Origin of the sequence: Actinoplanes sp. NPDC049548 (genome assembly GCF_040676695.1) — a bacterium.
In the GTDB taxonomy this organism is placed as follows: Bacteria; Actinomycetota; Actinomycetes; order Mycobacteriales; family Micromonosporaceae; genus Actinoplanes.
In genome coordinates this window covers 153548-167484 of the sequence record NZ_JBFAPM010000017.1, presented here as the reverse complement: position 1 = coordinate 167484, position 13937 = coordinate 153548, and the positions used below count along the sequence as shown (strand labels likewise).

Sequence of the window (13937 nt, the reverse complement as noted above, 5' to 3'; positions counted from 1 at the left end):
TCCGGACCATGCGACTGCATCGTCCCGACCCGTCCGGGGTCACGCCGGAGAGCTCCGGCCGGCTGATCAGTCTGGCCGACCACTGCTAGAGCCGGCCCTGCGACCGGGTGACCCACGCTCGCTGGGTGGGTACTCGCTGGTCGAGCGGCTCGGCGAGGGCGGCATGGGCACCGTCTTCCTGGGCCTCGACCGCGACGGCCGGGAGGTCGCCGTCAAGGTGGTCCGGCGGGAGTTCCTGGCGGACGAGGAGGTCCGGAACAGGTTCCGCAGCGAGGTCAGCCGGGCGCGGCAGGTGCCGTCCTTCTCGACGGCGGAGGTGCTCGACGCCGACCCGGACCACGATCCGCCGTACCTGGTCGTCGAGTTCGTCGACGGGCCGTCCCTGGCGTACGTTCTGCGGCGGGAGGGCCCGCTGCCCCCGGCCGCCCTGCACAGCGTCGCGGTCGGGATCGCCACCGCGCTGACCGCCATCCACAGCGCCGGCGTCGTGCACCGGGATCTCAAGCCGGAGAACGTGCTGCTCGCCCGCGGCGGTCCCAAGGTCATCGACTTCGGGATCGCCCGGCCGTTCGAGATGACGAGCCGGCACACCCGTACCAACCACATGGTCGGGACGGTCGCCTACATGGCTCCGGAGCGCTTCGAGGACGACGCGAGTCACCAGGTCACCCCGGCGATGGACATCTTCGCGTGGGGTGCCCTGGTGACGTACGCGGGCACCGGCCGTACCCCGTTCGCGGCGGACTCGGCACCCGCGACGGCCGCCCGCATTCTCACCCAGCCGCCGCAGCTCGGCAGTCTGGCCGAGCCGCTGCGCAGCATCGTCGCGCTGACGCTGGCCAAGGACCCGGCCGCCCGCCCGGACGCGCACGAGCTGTTGTCGATGCTGCTCTCCGGCCGGATGCCACCGTCGCGCCAGACGGCCGAGGAGGCGCCGTGGCGCGAGTCGGGCGACGTCCCGTGGCAGGGGCAGTCCACCGACGCGCCGAAGGGCCGCCGACCGGCCGGCCGGACCCGGATGGCGCTCGTGTCGGCCACGGTGGTCGCCGTCGCCGTCGCCGCCGGGCTCACTGTGCAGCAGAACTTCCGTGGCCGCACGGACTCGCCCCGCCCGACGAGCCTCACGGAGAGCCCGGTGGCGCCGAAGAAGCCGGGCCTGGCCACCGGCATCTTCAGCGGCGAGCGGCGCACGGTCGTCCATCTCGTCGAGGTCGACCGGGAGCTCACCGCCGGCTCGGGTGCGCCGCGCGCCGCGGCGCCCGCCGGGAAGGAGGGCCTGGAGATCACCGGTACGCCGGAGGAGATGTTCGCGCTGGTGCCGTACGGGAACGATCATCTCGTCCGGGCGGTGGGACCGGCCGCCGCGCCCGGTCGTGAATGCCTGCACGTCGAGGAGCCGGTGCTCGGCACGTCGGCGGTGAGCGTGAAGGACTGCACGCCCGGTCCCGCCACCCTGTTCACCCTCGTCCCCACGGGACACAGTGACGGCGGACCCACGTTCCTGATCAGCAGTCAGGGCCGCGGCGAGCTGCAGTGGAGCACCGTCCGCAAGGAGCTCTACGTGCAGCCGGTCGGCAGCGGCCCGATCACCACCACCTTCCGCTTCGTGGACCAGGGGCCCTTGCGATGAGGTTCGCCGCGCTCGCCGTCGTGGTCCTGGCGGTCCTCGGCACCGGCACGGCGGCGTCGGCCCGGCCGCGGGACAAGGAGTCCTTCGAGGTCCACGGCGAGACCACGTGCACCGACGGCAGCGGCCGCTGGATGGTCCGGTGGACCATCGACAACAAGACCACCGAAGAGGCCAGGATCGTGGAGGCCAGGGTGGCGGCGGACGGACGAGACGCCGACGGGGCCGAGCTGCCCGGGTTCACGGACGGCTTCGCCCCCGCCCGGGGAAGCGGGCACATCTTCGACGAGCTGGTGGTGAGCGCCGACCAGGACGCGGCCCGGATCAGCGTGACACTGCGCTGGGAGGAGCCGGAGGCGACGTACGACATCAACCGGCTTTCCGACTACGTCGAACGGCCGGAGCCGTGCACGGTACGCCCTGAGGTGCCCGTACCCGCCGACCGGCCCGCGGGGCTCCTGCCGCTGGCGAAGTCCACCTGCACCGAGCTGCTCATCGCGATCACCACTCCGATCGACTCCGACATCACGGCCGCGGAGCTGCGGTCGAGCGTCACCAGGGCGCGCCAGGTGCTCACCCTGACGCGCGGCCGGGAGTCCATCGCCCGGTTCCCGGGGCGCGACGGTCTCGCCGTGGACGTCACCCTCGTCGGCGGCGCCGGCTGGGCCCGTACGGTGACCTGGCAACCGCCGGTCACCTGCGCCTCCGCGTCGGCATCGGCGCAGGCGCAGGCGCAGACCGGCCGGTCGTCACCGGCCACACGGGACATCCGCGTCACGGTGGCCGCGGTGACGGGCGCTGCTGTGCTGGCTGTGGCCGGCCTCGCCCTGCTCGCCTTCCGGCGTCGAAGCCGTCGCCGCTGAGGTCCGGCGCGGGCGCCACCTCGGCTGACGCCCGCGCGTGAACATGCCGCTATTTGAGGCCGGGGCCCTTCGCCTTGCCCTGCGCCCGGACCCACGGCGGGATCACGTCGGGACCGAGTTTCGTGGGATCGGCCCGGTACGGATTCGCGACGCCCCTGCCCCTGGTCGTCTCGATCCGGGCCGCGGCCGCCGCCCGGCTGTCGCGTACCCGGTGCGCGTGCGCGGCGGCGTATTTCTCCGTGGCCTCCCGGTTCATCGGGATCTTCGTCTTCGCCGCGGCCTCGGCGACCAGCGCGCTGTGCCGCTGCTTGCTCTCCCGCAGCTGCCCGTAGGTCTCCATCATGCCGTCGAAGGTTCTGTCCTTCGGCGGCCGGGGATACGGCGCCGAGAACGCCTCCCCGAGGGAGCCGTAGGTCCGCGGCGCGCTCGTGTGCCCGGACGAGGAGCCGAAGGGCTGACCGCCGCTCCGCGGCGCGTACACCGACGAACGCCGACTCAGCCCCGGGCTCTCGGAATACGAGGACCAGTCGGTGTTCGTGCCGTACGAGTACTGCTGTGCGGGTTGATCGTTCGGCATGGCGTTCTTCCTTTCGCTACCCGCCCGTCCCGGTCGGCCGGACGTCACGCCAGAGGGACGGATGGCGACCCGGCCCCGTTCACGATCAGACCTTTCTCCAGTTGACGCTTGATAAAGCAGATGCTTTAGTAAGGCCATGGGAACCACCCTCGAGGACCAGCGGCTCGACGCTCTGTTCACGGCGCTCAGCGATCGCACCAGGCGCGACATCGTGGCCCGGCTCAGCACCGGCGAGGCGACCGTCAAGGAGCTGGCGGAGCGGTACGCCATGACGATGCAGGCCGTCTCCCAGCACATCCAGGTGCTCGAACGCTCCGGCCTGGTCAGCCGCGGCCGGCACCGGCAGACCCGGCCCTGCCGGCTCGAGCCCGCGGCCCTGGAGGTCGCCGGCTCCTGGATCGAGCAGAGCCGGCGTACGTGGTCCGAGCGCATGGACCGGCTGGAGACGCACCTCGCCCGCCTGCAGGACGAGGCGGGGCGATGAGCGGCGACGAGCTCGTCTACCGCCGGGTCTTCCGCGCGTCCCGCGAGCTGGTCTGGCGCTGCCTCACCGAGCCCGCCGAGCTCGCACAGTTCTGGGGCCCCCGGGGCATGGTCACCCCGGTCGACGGCATCGTCGTCGAGCTCCGGCCCGGCGGCCGCTTCGAGACGTTGATGGTCGGCGGGCACGGCAGCCACCGGATGGTCGCCACGTTCACCGAGGTCGTTCCCCCCGAGCGGCTCGCCTGGGTCGAGCCGGCGAGCGGGATGCACACCACCAGCACCCTCGACGACCTCGGCGACGGCAGCACCGCCGTCGTCATCCGGCAGCGGCACGTGCCCGAGGCGATGCGGACGCCCGAGGCCCGCGCCGGCTTCCTCACCTCCCTCGACAAGCTCGAGGAACACCTCGCTCAGCTCACGCAAGGAGACCGAGAATGACCGACCTGCAGTCCTGGGTGGCGCCGACCTGCAACCGGCTCGCCGACCTGCTCGCCAGCGCGGGCGCCGAGACGTGGGACGCCCCGTCGCTGTGCGACAAGTGGCTGGTGCGCCACGTCGTCGCCCACATGACGATGCCGGCACGGCTGACCCCCGAGCAGTTCGGCGCCGAGATGGCAGCGGCCGGCGGCGACTTCGCCGTCCTCTCCGACACCGTGGCCGCGCGCGACGCCTCGCTGCCGGTCGCCGACCTTCTCGACCAGCTCCGCTCCCCCGCGCTGCACGCGTGGCAGCCGCCGGGCGGCGGTGCGGCCGGCGCGCTGAGCCACGCCGTCATCCACTCATTGGACGTGACGGTCGCGCTCGACCGGCCCGCGGCGGCGCCGGCGGAGGCGGTCATCGCGATCCTCGACCAGCTCACCGCCGCGAACGGCGCCTGGTTCGGGGTCGACCTGACCGATGTCCGGCTCGAGGCCGAGGACACCGCCTGGAGCTGGGGAAGCGGCCGGCCCCTTCGCGCCGGCAGCGGCTCGCTGGTCGCCCTGCTGAGCGGCCGGACACTGCCCGACGGCCGAGCCCTGCCCCGCCGCTGATCCGGTCGCAGGGCGCTCGGGACGGCGGCAGTCGCGCACCGCTGCTACGGTGCCTCCTCGAACATCGATCAAGATCACGGGGAGGCACCATGCGTACACTCAGGGTCGCTCTCGGCGCCGCCATGCTCGCCGCAGTGACCGCCACGGCGGGCTGCGGCGGCGGAAGCGACGACAAGGCCGCCTGCGACGCCATCAAGGCCGAGCTCACGAGCATCACCACCAAGGGCATGCAGCAGATCTCCGACCCGCAAGGGCTCGCCAAGACGTACGCCGACGGCGCGGCCAAGGTCCGCGCGGAGGGCAAGAAGGCCGGCGGCGACGTGCAGAACAACGCCGACGCCCTGGCGACCGTCATGGAGGAGTTCGGCAAGACGCTCACCGCCGGCAACGGTCAGATCCCGGACGCCTCGGCGTTCACCACCGCGAGCGTGAAGGTCAACGAGGCCTGCAGCTGAGACGCCGGCTCAGCGGTTCAGGTACGCGGCCAGACCACCGAGCTCCTCGCTGGCGATGAAGACCGAGCGCACGTTGAGGATGGCCTCCTCGACGTGCGCCGGGCAGCCCCATGCCGCATCGCCCCACGAGTCCGCGACCTTGATCTCGGCCGGTTCCGGACAGCCCAGGGTGCCGCCGAGCTGGCAGCGCTCGGGGTGCGGCGCGGCGGCCTGCGCGGCGGCGGCGGCGCGCATCTTCGCGGCCAGCTCCGCGGCGGCGGTCGCGCGCTGCTCCGCCTCGGCCCGCAGCTCCCGTTCGACGCGCACCAGCTTCTCCAGCTCGTCATGGGCGGACTTGGCGCGTGCCTCGGCCGCCCGTCGCGCCTGCTCACTGTGGTGGCGTTCGATGGCCAGCCCCGCGGTGCCGGTGAAGACCCGGGCGAGCGCGAGGTCGGCGTCCTGCGGCACCCGCGGCGTGCGGTGATACATGGCGAAGGTGCCCAGCAGGCCGCCGTCGCGGGCCAGGATCGGCGTGGACCAGCAGGCGGCCAGCCCGGCCCGCCCGGCCAGGTCCCGGAAGTCGGCCCAGAACGGGTCGGTCGCGATGTCGGTGACGACGACCGGTTCGCGCCGGTGGGCGGCGGTGCCGCAGGAGCCGACCCCCTCACCGGTGGCGATACCGTCGATGGCCTCGTTGTAGAAGCTCGGCAGGCTCGGCGCGGCCCCGTGGCGCAGGTGCAGGCCGTCGGGATCGGCGAGCAGCACCGAGACGAGCACCTCCTGGGGTGCCAGGTTCTCGATGCAGCGCGCCATCCCGTCGAGCACCTCGGCGAGCGGCGCCTGGCGGGCGATCTGCTCCAGCAGGGCGCGGTGCTCGGCCATCAGCCGCTGGGCGTGCTTGACCTGGGTGGTCTCCACGCCGAGCACCCGGATCCCGGTCACGTCGCCGCCGGCGTCGCGGCGCGGCTCGTACGTGAAGTCGAAGAAGGCCTCCCTCGCGTCCGGGCCGGTGCCCAGCACGACCCGGACGTCGCGGCCGGTGTACGGCTCGCCCGTCCGGTAGACGTCGTCCAGCAGCGCGATGAAGCCCTGCCCGGCCAGCTCGGGCATCAGCTCGGCGAGCGCGACCCCGGTGCGCGCCCGGTCCTCGCCGATGGTGGCGAGGAACGCCGGGTTCGCCGTCTCCAGCAGGTGCTCCGGCCCGGCCAGGGACGCGAAGACGGCGGTGGACTGCCCGAACAACGCGCGCAGGTCCTCCTCCGGTCCTTGCCGGCTGGGAGGCGTCGACAGGCCACGCTCGGAGGCTGGAGAGATCTGCACGCCCGCACCCTACGCGGCCGGGCACCTGACCGCACGAGCCACGGTACGCCCCGGTCAGGCGCGTACCATCTCCGGGCCGAACACCTCGTAGGCGATCCGGTCACCCGGCACACCGCGGCGCAGCAGGCCACTGCGGACGTGGTTCATGAACGGCACCGGCCCGCACAGGTGGACGTGCGCGCCGGACGGTACGGGGATCCGGTCGATGTCGACGCGCCCGGTGTTCACCCGGACCCGGTCGTCGCCGGCCGCCTGGTCACCCGAGGCGTGCTCGTACCAGAGCAGAGCTCGGTCCGCAGGGTCGGCAGAGCCCGCCGGAGCCGCGGCAGGTGACGGCGCAACGCGTGGGTGGAGCCCGCCCGGTCGGCGTGCACCAGCACCACCGGCCGGCCGGCGTCGTGTTCGGCGAGGTGTTCCAGGGCCGACATCGCCGGCGTCACCCCGATCCCGGCGCTGACCAGGAGCAGCGGGCCGCTCCCGTGGACGCTGCTCACGTCGCCGAACGGCGCGCTCAGCCGCACCTCGGCGCCGATGCCGACGTGCTCGTGCACGAAGGTCGACACCACGCCGGCGGGGCTGCCCGGGGTGGCGCGTACCCGTTTGACGGTGACCTGCCAGGCGGCGGCGCCCGGCGCTCCGGAGAGGCTGTACTGGCGGATCTGCCGGCCGCGGCCGCCGCCGAGCTCCACCGCGAGGGAGACGTACTGGCCCGGCACGAACGAACCGGCGGCCCGCCCGTCGGCGGGGGTGAGGACCAGGGAGACGACGTCGTCGGTCTCCTGGATCCGGTCCGCCACCCGCCAGGCGCGCCACACCTCGGCCGGATCCGTGACGCCGGCCCGCTGGTAGAGCCGTGCCTCGCGGGCGACGAGCTCGCAGGCGAACAACCAGTAGACCTCGTCCCAGGCCTGGGCCACCTCCGGTGTGACGGCGTCGCCGAGGACCTCGGCCACGGCTGCCAGCAGATGCCGGCCGACCATCGGATACTGCGCCGGGGTGATCCCGAGCGAGGCGTGCTTGTGCGCGATCCGCTCGAAGAGGGGCGCCCAAGCCGCGCCGGACGGGTTCACGAGCTGCTCGGCGTACCCGACGACCGCCCCGGCGAGGGCTTGGCGCTGCCGGCCGGTGGCCTGGTTGCCCCGGTTGAAGAGGTCGAGCAGCTCCGGGTGGGCGGCGAACATCCGCCGGTAGAAGGCACCGGTGATCGCCTCCCCATGGCGGCGGACGGCGGGCAGGGTCGAGGTCACCATGGCTGCCGACGACGGTGTGAGCACGAATCTCCTCCAAGCGGACGCGACGGCGAGGGCTGCCCGCCGGATCCCGACGCTAGGGGTGCACAATCGCCGGTTGAAGGGCCGAAGGTCCCGATGAGACCAGGAGGGCACGTGCGCTTCGCTCTGCCCGCACTCTTCGTCGACCTGCCCCGGGAGCAGGTCGACGAGGCTCGCGGCTTCTACGCGTCGAGAGTGGCCGGTCGTGGCCCCGCGAGCCGGGAGGAGCTGACGGCGGCACGGGCGGGCAGGCCCGCTCCACGGGCGGCCGAGCCGCCCGCCGTCGAAGCGGTGGAAGCGGGGGTGCCGATCCGCATCTTCACCCCCCGGACCGGTCCGCCTCGCGGCGTGTACCTGGACATACCCGGCGGCGGGTTCTATCTGGACTCCGCGGCGCGAGATGACGTCCGCAACCGCGGGCTGGCCGACGCCCTGCAGGTCGCCGTGGTCAGCGTCGACTACCGGCTGGCGCCCGAGCACCCGTGGCCGGCAGCCCCGGACGACTGCGCCGCGGTCGCGCTGTGGCTCGTCGAGGAGGCCGGCGCCCGCTTCGGAACGCCCCGGCTGGCGATCGGCGGCAGCTCCGCCGGAGCGAACCTCGCCCTGACGACCCTGTTGCGGCTGCGTGACCGGGGTGCCGCCGATCGTTTCACCGGCGCCGCCCTCCGGTTCGGCGCCTATGACCTCAGCGCACAGACTCCGGCGGGTCGCCGCATCGCCGACGAGTACTTCATCCAGGCGTACGCCGGCCACGTGGAGGACCGCACGGTTCCCGACATCTCCCCCGTCTTCGCAGACCTCGGCGGGCTTCCGCCGACGCTGGTCGTCGTCGGCGGCGACGACGTGCTGCTGGAGGACAACCTGGCGCTGGCCGGCCGGCTCGCGGCGGCCGGCAACGACGTCGAGGTCCGGATCTACCCCGGGGTGCCCCACGGCTTCACGGGTCACCCCACGGCACTGGCCCGGACGGCGCTCGACGGCATCGGCTCCTGGCTGAGCGACCGCATCAGGGGATGACGGCCTGCTTGCGCCAGGCCTCGGTCACACGGTCGAGGGCGTCGTGGTCGAGGCTCATGCCGCCGAAGTTGGCGAGCGTACTCATCGGCATCGTCCCGATGACCTGGATCAGCTCGTCCTGCAGCACCGCGGCCGGCTGGCCGTTGCGCACCTCCTCCTCGACGAGCCGCCGGCCGGCCGGGTCGCTCATCCACTCCTGCAGAGTGGAGTCGCGATCGAGCGGAGCGGCGAGGGTGGGCGCCTCGACGGTGACCGTCCTCGACACCAGATCGCGGGAGTGGCGGCCGACGGCGATGACGAAGTCGCCCGCCTCGACCACCCACCTGCGGTGCCGGGCCGACCAGAACGCGAAGGCCCGCTGGTCCAGCTCGATGGACACCTCCTGCGACGCTCCCGCGGCCAGGCGTACCTTGGCGAACCCCTTCAGCTCCCGGACCGGGCGCGTCACGCTCGACTCGACGTCCCCGACGTAGACCTGCACCACCTCCGCGCCGTCGACGGTGCCCGTGTTGCTGACGGTGACCGAGACCGTGACGCCGAAGGTTCCCTCGGCGACGGAACCGTGGATGGTCACGGCCGGATCCGAGATCTCGAAGCTGGTGTACGACAGCCCGAAGCCGAACGGGTACGCGACGTCCTGGTGGCACTTGTCGTAGCCCCGGTAGCCGATGAACAGGCCCTCCCCGTAGCGCACCACGTGGGAGTCGCCCGGGAAGTTGAGGTAGGACGAGTTGTCCTCGAGGCGATGCGGGATGCTCTCGGCCAGCCGGCCGGAGGGGTTGACGGTGCCGCGGAGCACGTCGGCGATCGCGCCGCCGGCGGCCTGACCGCCGAGCCAGGCCTCCACCAGCGCCCGGGCGTAAGGGACGACGTCGCCGAGGAGCACCGTCGAGCCGTTGACCAGGACGACCACCACGTCGGGGTTGGCGGCGGCCACCGCTCGCAGCGCCTCGAGCTGGTTGGCCGGCAGGTTCATGTGGGTCCGGTCGAAGCCCTCGGACTCGTCCGCCGCGGGCAGCCCGATCACCATGACGACGGTGTCCGCCGCACCGGCCACCCGCTCGGCCTCGGCGCGCAGGGCGGCGTCGTCGGCGGTCCCGCCGATGCCGTACCCGGCCGCGAAGGGCACGTCGGCGTGGACGGCGCGCAGCTCGTCGAGCAGCGAGTCGACGCGGGTCGGGTTGACCTGCGACGACCCGGCGCCCTGGAAGCGCGGGGTGCGGGCGAACTCGCCGATCACCGCGATCCGGGCATCGGCGGCCAGGGGCAGGACGCCGTCGTTCTTCAGCAGCACGATCGACTCGGCGGCCGCCTCGCGGGCCAGCGCGTGGTGGGCTTCCGCGTCGAACGACTCGTCGAGCTCGAGGACGGGCATGCCCTTGGCGACCAGCTCCAGCACCTTGCGGACCCGCGCGTCGAGCACGTCGGCGGGCACCTCGCCCGCCTCGACCGCCGCGACGACCGACTCGGGGCTGCGGCCCAGGGCGGGCGGCATCTCCAGGTCCAGCCCGGCCAGCAGCGCCGGGACACGGTGGTAGACGGCACCCCAGTCGGAGACGATCACGCCTTCGAACCCGAACTCCTCCCGCAGCACGGTCGTGAGCAGCCACGCGTTCTCCGACGCCGACCGGCCGTTGACCTTGTTGTACGCGCACATCACCGTCCACGGCTGGGCGGCCGTGACGACGCGTTCGAAGGCGGGCAGGTAGATCTCGCGCAGCGTACGCTCGTCGACCTGGGCGTCCACCCGCAACCGGTCGGTCTCCTGGTTGTTGGCGGCGTAGTGCTTCACCGAGGTGCCGACGCCCCCGGACTGGATGCCCTCGACGATGCCGACGGCGAGCTCACCGGCCAGGTACGGGTCCTCGGAGAAGTACTCGAAGTTGCGCCCGCACAGCGGCGACCGCTTCATGTTGATGCCGGGGCCGAGGATCACCGACAGGTGGCAGGCGCGGGCCTCCTGGGCCAGCGCCCGGCCGATGCGGCGCAGCAGCTCCGGGTTCCAGGCGCTCGCGACGGCCGAGGCGGTGGGGAAGCAGGTCGCCGGCACGGATCCGCCCAGGCCGAGGTGGTCGCCCTCCCCCGGCTGGGCGCGCAGCCCGTGCGGGCCGTCGGACACCATGATCCGCGGAATGCCCAGGCGCTCGACGGGCGCGGTGTACCAGAACGAGGAGCCGCTGGTCAGCGCGGCCTTCTCGGCGACGGTGAGCTCGATCAGCAGGCGATCGACGTCCAGCATGGCGGGTCACCGCACCTTCTTGATCGGCAGGACGACCAGGGCGCCGACCAGCGCCGCCACGCCTGCGGTGTAGAGCAGCAGGTTGTAGTTCTGGTTGTCCACGCTGGAGACCGCGAGCAGCGCGGCACCGAACACCGGGGCGACGGTCTGCGGCAGGGCGTTGGCCATGTTGAACACGCCCAGGTCCTTGCCGGAGTCGTCGGGGTTGGGCAGCACGTCGACGACCAGCGCCAGGTCGACGCCGACGTAGATGCCGTACGCGACGCCCATCAACGCCTCGACCAGGTAGAACTGGGTCACCGTGGTGACGTGCGCCAGCGCGACGATGCCGATCCCGAACAGCAGGGTCGAGCCGGCCACCAGGAACTTCCGGCGGCCCGTACGGTCGGAGATCTTGCCGGCGACCCAGCCGGACGCGATCAGGGCGACCGTGTAGACCAGCACGCCGATGGTGACCGCCGCGGGTGCGTCGTCCTCGGACAGGCCCAGCTCGTCCTGGAGGAAGAACAGCCGGAACGTGGTGAACATGAAGGTGGCCAGCGTGATCAGGAACCGCGACCACCAGGCGAGCGCGAAGTCGGGATACTTGCGCGGGCTGAGCCAGAACGTGGTGACCCACTCGTGGAGATCCATCCGGGGCGGCCGGGTCCGCAGGTGCTGGTCCGGCAGGATGACCGCGAACAGCAGCATCGCGCCGATCGACAGGATGGACGGGACCACGAACAGGATCACCATGTGGTGCTGGAACAGCTGCGCGACGTAGGTGCCACCGAGGATGCCGACGTTCTGCGCGATGCCCAGCAGCGACGACACGCTGCCGCGCTGGAACTTGGGAACCTGGTCGGAGATGGTGGCGATGAACGGCGCCAGGGTCGCGTTCGCGCCCAGCTGCGCGAGGCACCAGCCGGCGGTGACGGTGGCGACGTTCTGGCCCAGGGCCATCACGAGGAACGCCAGGGTCATGACGACGGTGCCGCCGACGATCCACGGGCGGCGCCGGCCCCAGCGTGAGGTGGTGCGGTCGGAGAACCGGCCGAACAGCACGTTGCCGATCACGGCGAACAGCGCGCCGAAGCCGGCCACGGTGCCCAGCGCCGAGGTCTTCTGGTCGTCGGGGACGATCTGCTGGACCTTCACGCCGATCCCGATGATCGCCGGACCCAGCAGCGCGACGAAGAAGACGAACTGGGCGAAGACCAGGCCCGTCACGTACTTCCAGGTGACCGGCTCGGTGGGTTCGGCGAACCAGTGGTGTTCGTGCGGATCCTTGACGTCGAGTGCGACGGCCGCCTCATCGGTCGGCGGCAGTTCGCCGTACGGGCTACCCGGAGTGCTCATCGCCACCTCACGCGGATGATCGCTAAATCGATTACCTTCTCTCTCTTCGCTGTCTACTGCGCCTTCCCCGGGTACACCCGGCCGGGGCGCCAAAACAGTCGATATCTGACTTCACGCTCATGAGGAGCGCGGCCGAACGGCTACCATCAAGCCCATGCCACGTCCCGAAGCAGCGGAGGCGCTCGCGCAGCAGCATGCGGACATGCTGCGGCTGGCCCGCACCCTGCACGACCTCGCATCGAACGCCGACCGCAGCGACGTGGTGGGTCTCGCCGACGAGATCATCCTCGCGCTCGACGGCGCCCCGGAAGCCGCCGGCTCACCCGACACGGACCGCGAGGACCGGGGCCCCGCCGCCCTGCGGCTCATCGACCGGGTGCTGCAGGGCATTCCCCTCTGATCCCGGCCTGGTTCGGCTACCCGGTCCCGACGGTACGCAGGGTGGCCAGCACCAGCGTCCGCGTCACGGCGATGACGTCGCTGAAGCGGACCTGCTCCTGAGGGCCGTGGGCGTGGCGTACATCGCCGGGGCCGTACTGCAGGGTCGGGATGCCCGCACCGGCATACAGCCGCAGGTCGCTGCCGTAGGGGGCGCCTCGCTCGAGCGGCCGGGCACTTCCGGTGGCGTCCGCGTGCGCGGCGCCGACCAGGGCTGCCAGCGGGTGCCCGGCCGGGAGCCGTCCGCTGGCGAACTGTCCTCCCGGCCACGTGACGGTGGCAGGGTGGGCGCGCAGCCAAGGGTCGTCCGCGCAGGCTTCAGCCACGCACTGCTCCAGGTCGGCGCGGGCCAGGGCGGGATCCTCACCGAGCCGGACGCCCAGCCGCCCCTCGGCCACCAGCAGGTCCGGCACGCTGCTGGCCCAGTCGCCGGCCCGGACCGTGCCGACCGACAGCGGGTACGGCACGGGGTACTCGGACATGAGCGGATCGGCGTCGGCGTTCCGCCGGGCTTCCAGGCGCGCCAGGGCGCGGTGGATGGGCAGGTACGCGTCGATCGCGCTCACGCCCGCGTACCGGGTGCTGCCGTGGGTGGCCTTGCCCGGAACGTCGATGCGGAAGGTGAGGGCGCCGGCGTTCGCCACCATGAGCGCGCCGCTGGTCGGCTCGGGGATGATGCAGGCGTCACCGGTGTGGCCGCGCGCCAGGGTGCCGAACGCGCCGAGCCCGCCGTCCTCCTCGCTGACGACGAAGTGGGCGGCCACCCGGCCGCGCAGCCGCACGCCGGCCGCCCGCACCGCGGCCAGCGCGGCGAGGATCGCCACCACGCCGGCTTTCATGTCGCACGCTCCTCGGGCGTGCACCACGTCGCCGTCGACCCGGGGGCGGAACGGGTCCCCTCGCCACTGAGCGGGGTCGCCGGGCGGGACGACGTCGACGTGGCCCTGAAGGATCAGGGCCGGCCCGTCGTCGCGGTGCGCGGTGCCGCCGACCAGGCCCCACGCCTCGGTACGTGGGGCCTCGCCGCCGGGGAAGCCGGGGTCCGCGTGCAGCTCGGGCAGGTTCATCGACCACAGGTCGACGTCGAGGCCCATCCGCTCCAGGCGCCGCGCAAGGTCGTGCTGCAGCTCGGACTCCGCGGCGCTGCCCGTGACGCTCGGCACCTCGAGAAGCTCGAGCAGCATCCGGGAGGCGGCCGCCTCGTCCACGGCGGCCAGCGCGGACGCTTCGACATCACTGAGGTTCGCGGGCATGGGCGGAGACTACGGTCGCCCGGACACCGCAACAATCACCGTTTCG

At 72.7% G+C, this 13937-nt stretch carries 13 protein-coding genes and 1 pseudogene; 8 read left to right on the top strand and 6 right to left on the bottom strand.

The window, feature by feature from the left end; genetic code table 11:
* Positions 1 to 82: 82 nt before the first annotated feature.
* Both AB0J80_RS28605 and AB0J80_RS28600 read left to right on the top strand, forming a co-directional pair.
* Entirely contained in the window at positions 83 to 1630 is a 1548-nt protein-coding gene (locus tag AB0J80_RS28605) for a serine/threonine-protein kinase (protein WP_364710958.1), read from the top strand.
* Entirely contained in the window at positions 1627 to 2490 is an 864-nt protein-coding gene (locus AB0J80_RS28600) for a hypothetical protein (protein WP_364710873.1), read from the top strand. Before AB0J80_RS28605 ends, AB0J80_RS28600 begins: the two co-directional genes overlap by 4 nt.
* A 49-nt stretch (positions 2491 to 2539) precedes the next feature.
* Here AB0J80_RS28600 and AB0J80_RS28595 read toward each other — a convergent pair whose 3' ends face one another.
* Positions 2540 to 3067 carry a hypothetical protein gene (locus tag AB0J80_RS28595; RefSeq protein ID WP_364710870.1) on the bottom strand — a complete coding sequence of 176 codons (528 nt, stop codon included), beginning with the start codon at positions 3065 to 3067 and terminating at the stop codon, positions 2540 to 2542.
* Positions 3068 to 3203: 136 nt separating this feature from the next.
* Between AB0J80_RS28595 and AB0J80_RS28590 the strand changes: the two genes are divergently transcribed.
* The 4 genes from AB0J80_RS28590 (at position 3204) to AB0J80_RS28575 (ending at position 5036) form a co-directional block, all read left to right on the top strand.
* On the top strand, positions 3204 to 3551 hold the full coding sequence (locus tag AB0J80_RS28590; RefSeq protein ID WP_364710868.1) for a metalloregulator ArsR/SmtB family transcription factor: 348 nt from the start codon (positions 3204 to 3206) through the stop codon (positions 3549 to 3551).
* Entirely contained in the window at positions 3548 to 3988 is a 441-nt protein-coding gene (locus AB0J80_RS28585; protein ID WP_364710866.1) for an SRPBCC domain-containing protein, read from the top strand. The genes AB0J80_RS28590 and AB0J80_RS28585 overlap by 4 nt, the downstream gene beginning before the upstream one ends.
* Positions 3985 to 4581 (top strand): maleylpyruvate isomerase family mycothiol-dependent enzyme, encoded by a 597-nt coding sequence (locus tag AB0J80_RS28580; protein ID WP_364710864.1) that lies wholly within the window; start codon positions 3985 to 3987, stop codon positions 4579 to 4581. Before AB0J80_RS28585 ends, AB0J80_RS28580 begins: the two co-directional genes overlap by 4 nt.
* Before the next feature lie 89 nt (positions 4582 to 4670).
* Complete coding sequence (locus AB0J80_RS28575; protein ID WP_364710862.1) at positions 4671 to 5036, top strand: hypothetical protein; 366 nt, start codon at positions 4671 to 4673, stop codon at positions 5034 to 5036.
* 9 nt (positions 5037 to 5045) lie between these two features.
* Here AB0J80_RS28575 and AB0J80_RS28570 read toward each other — a convergent pair whose 3' ends face one another.
* Together AB0J80_RS28570 and AB0J80_RS28565 are read right to left on the bottom strand one after the other, a co-directional pair.
* The gene (locus tag AB0J80_RS28570) at positions 5046 to 6335 is read right to left on the bottom strand and encodes a GAF domain-containing protein (RefSeq protein ID WP_364710860.1); all 1290 of its coding nucleotides are present in this window, start codon (positions 6333 to 6335) and stop codon (positions 5046 to 5048) included.
* A gap of 54 nt (positions 6336 to 6389) precedes the next feature.
* Positions 6390 to 7585: pseudogene (locus AB0J80_RS28565) on the bottom strand (globin domain-containing protein).
* Between the two features lie 135 nt (positions 7586 to 7720).
* On the opposite strand from AB0J80_RS28565, the gene AB0J80_RS28560 reads away from it, so the two are divergent.
* Positions 7721 to 8623 (top strand): alpha/beta hydrolase fold domain-containing protein, encoded by a 903-nt coding sequence (locus AB0J80_RS28560; RefSeq protein ID WP_364710857.1) that lies wholly within the window; start codon positions 7721 to 7723, stop codon positions 8621 to 8623.
* On the opposite strand, the gene AB0J80_RS28555 is transcribed toward AB0J80_RS28560, so the two are convergent.
* Entirely contained in the window at positions 8613 to 10862 is a 2250-nt protein-coding gene (locus AB0J80_RS28555; protein ID WP_364710855.1) for a glycoside hydrolase family 3 C-terminal domain-containing protein, read from the bottom strand. The two genes, AB0J80_RS28560 and AB0J80_RS28555, sit on opposite strands and share 11 nt — an antisense overlap.
* A gap of 6 nt (positions 10863 to 10868) precedes the next feature.
* Complete coding sequence (locus AB0J80_RS28550) at positions 10869 to 12200, bottom strand: MFS transporter (protein WP_364710852.1); 1332 nt, start codon at positions 12198 to 12200, stop codon at positions 10869 to 10871.
* Between the two features lie 154 nt (positions 12201 to 12354).
* Between AB0J80_RS28550 and AB0J80_RS28545 the strand changes: the two genes are divergently transcribed.
* A complete protein-coding gene (locus AB0J80_RS28545) occupies positions 12355 to 12600 on the top strand; it encodes a hypothetical protein (RefSeq protein WP_364710850.1) in 246 nt (81 codons plus the stop codon).
* A gap of 16 nt (positions 12601 to 12616) precedes the next feature.
* On the opposite strand, the gene AB0J80_RS28540 is transcribed toward AB0J80_RS28545, so the two are convergent.
* Positions 12617 to 13891 carry an ArgE/DapE family deacylase gene (locus AB0J80_RS28540; RefSeq protein WP_364710847.1) on the bottom strand — a complete coding sequence of 425 codons (1275 nt, stop codon included), beginning with the start codon at positions 13889 to 13891 and terminating at the stop codon, positions 12617 to 12619.
* Positions 13892 to 13937 lie beyond the last annotated feature (46 nt).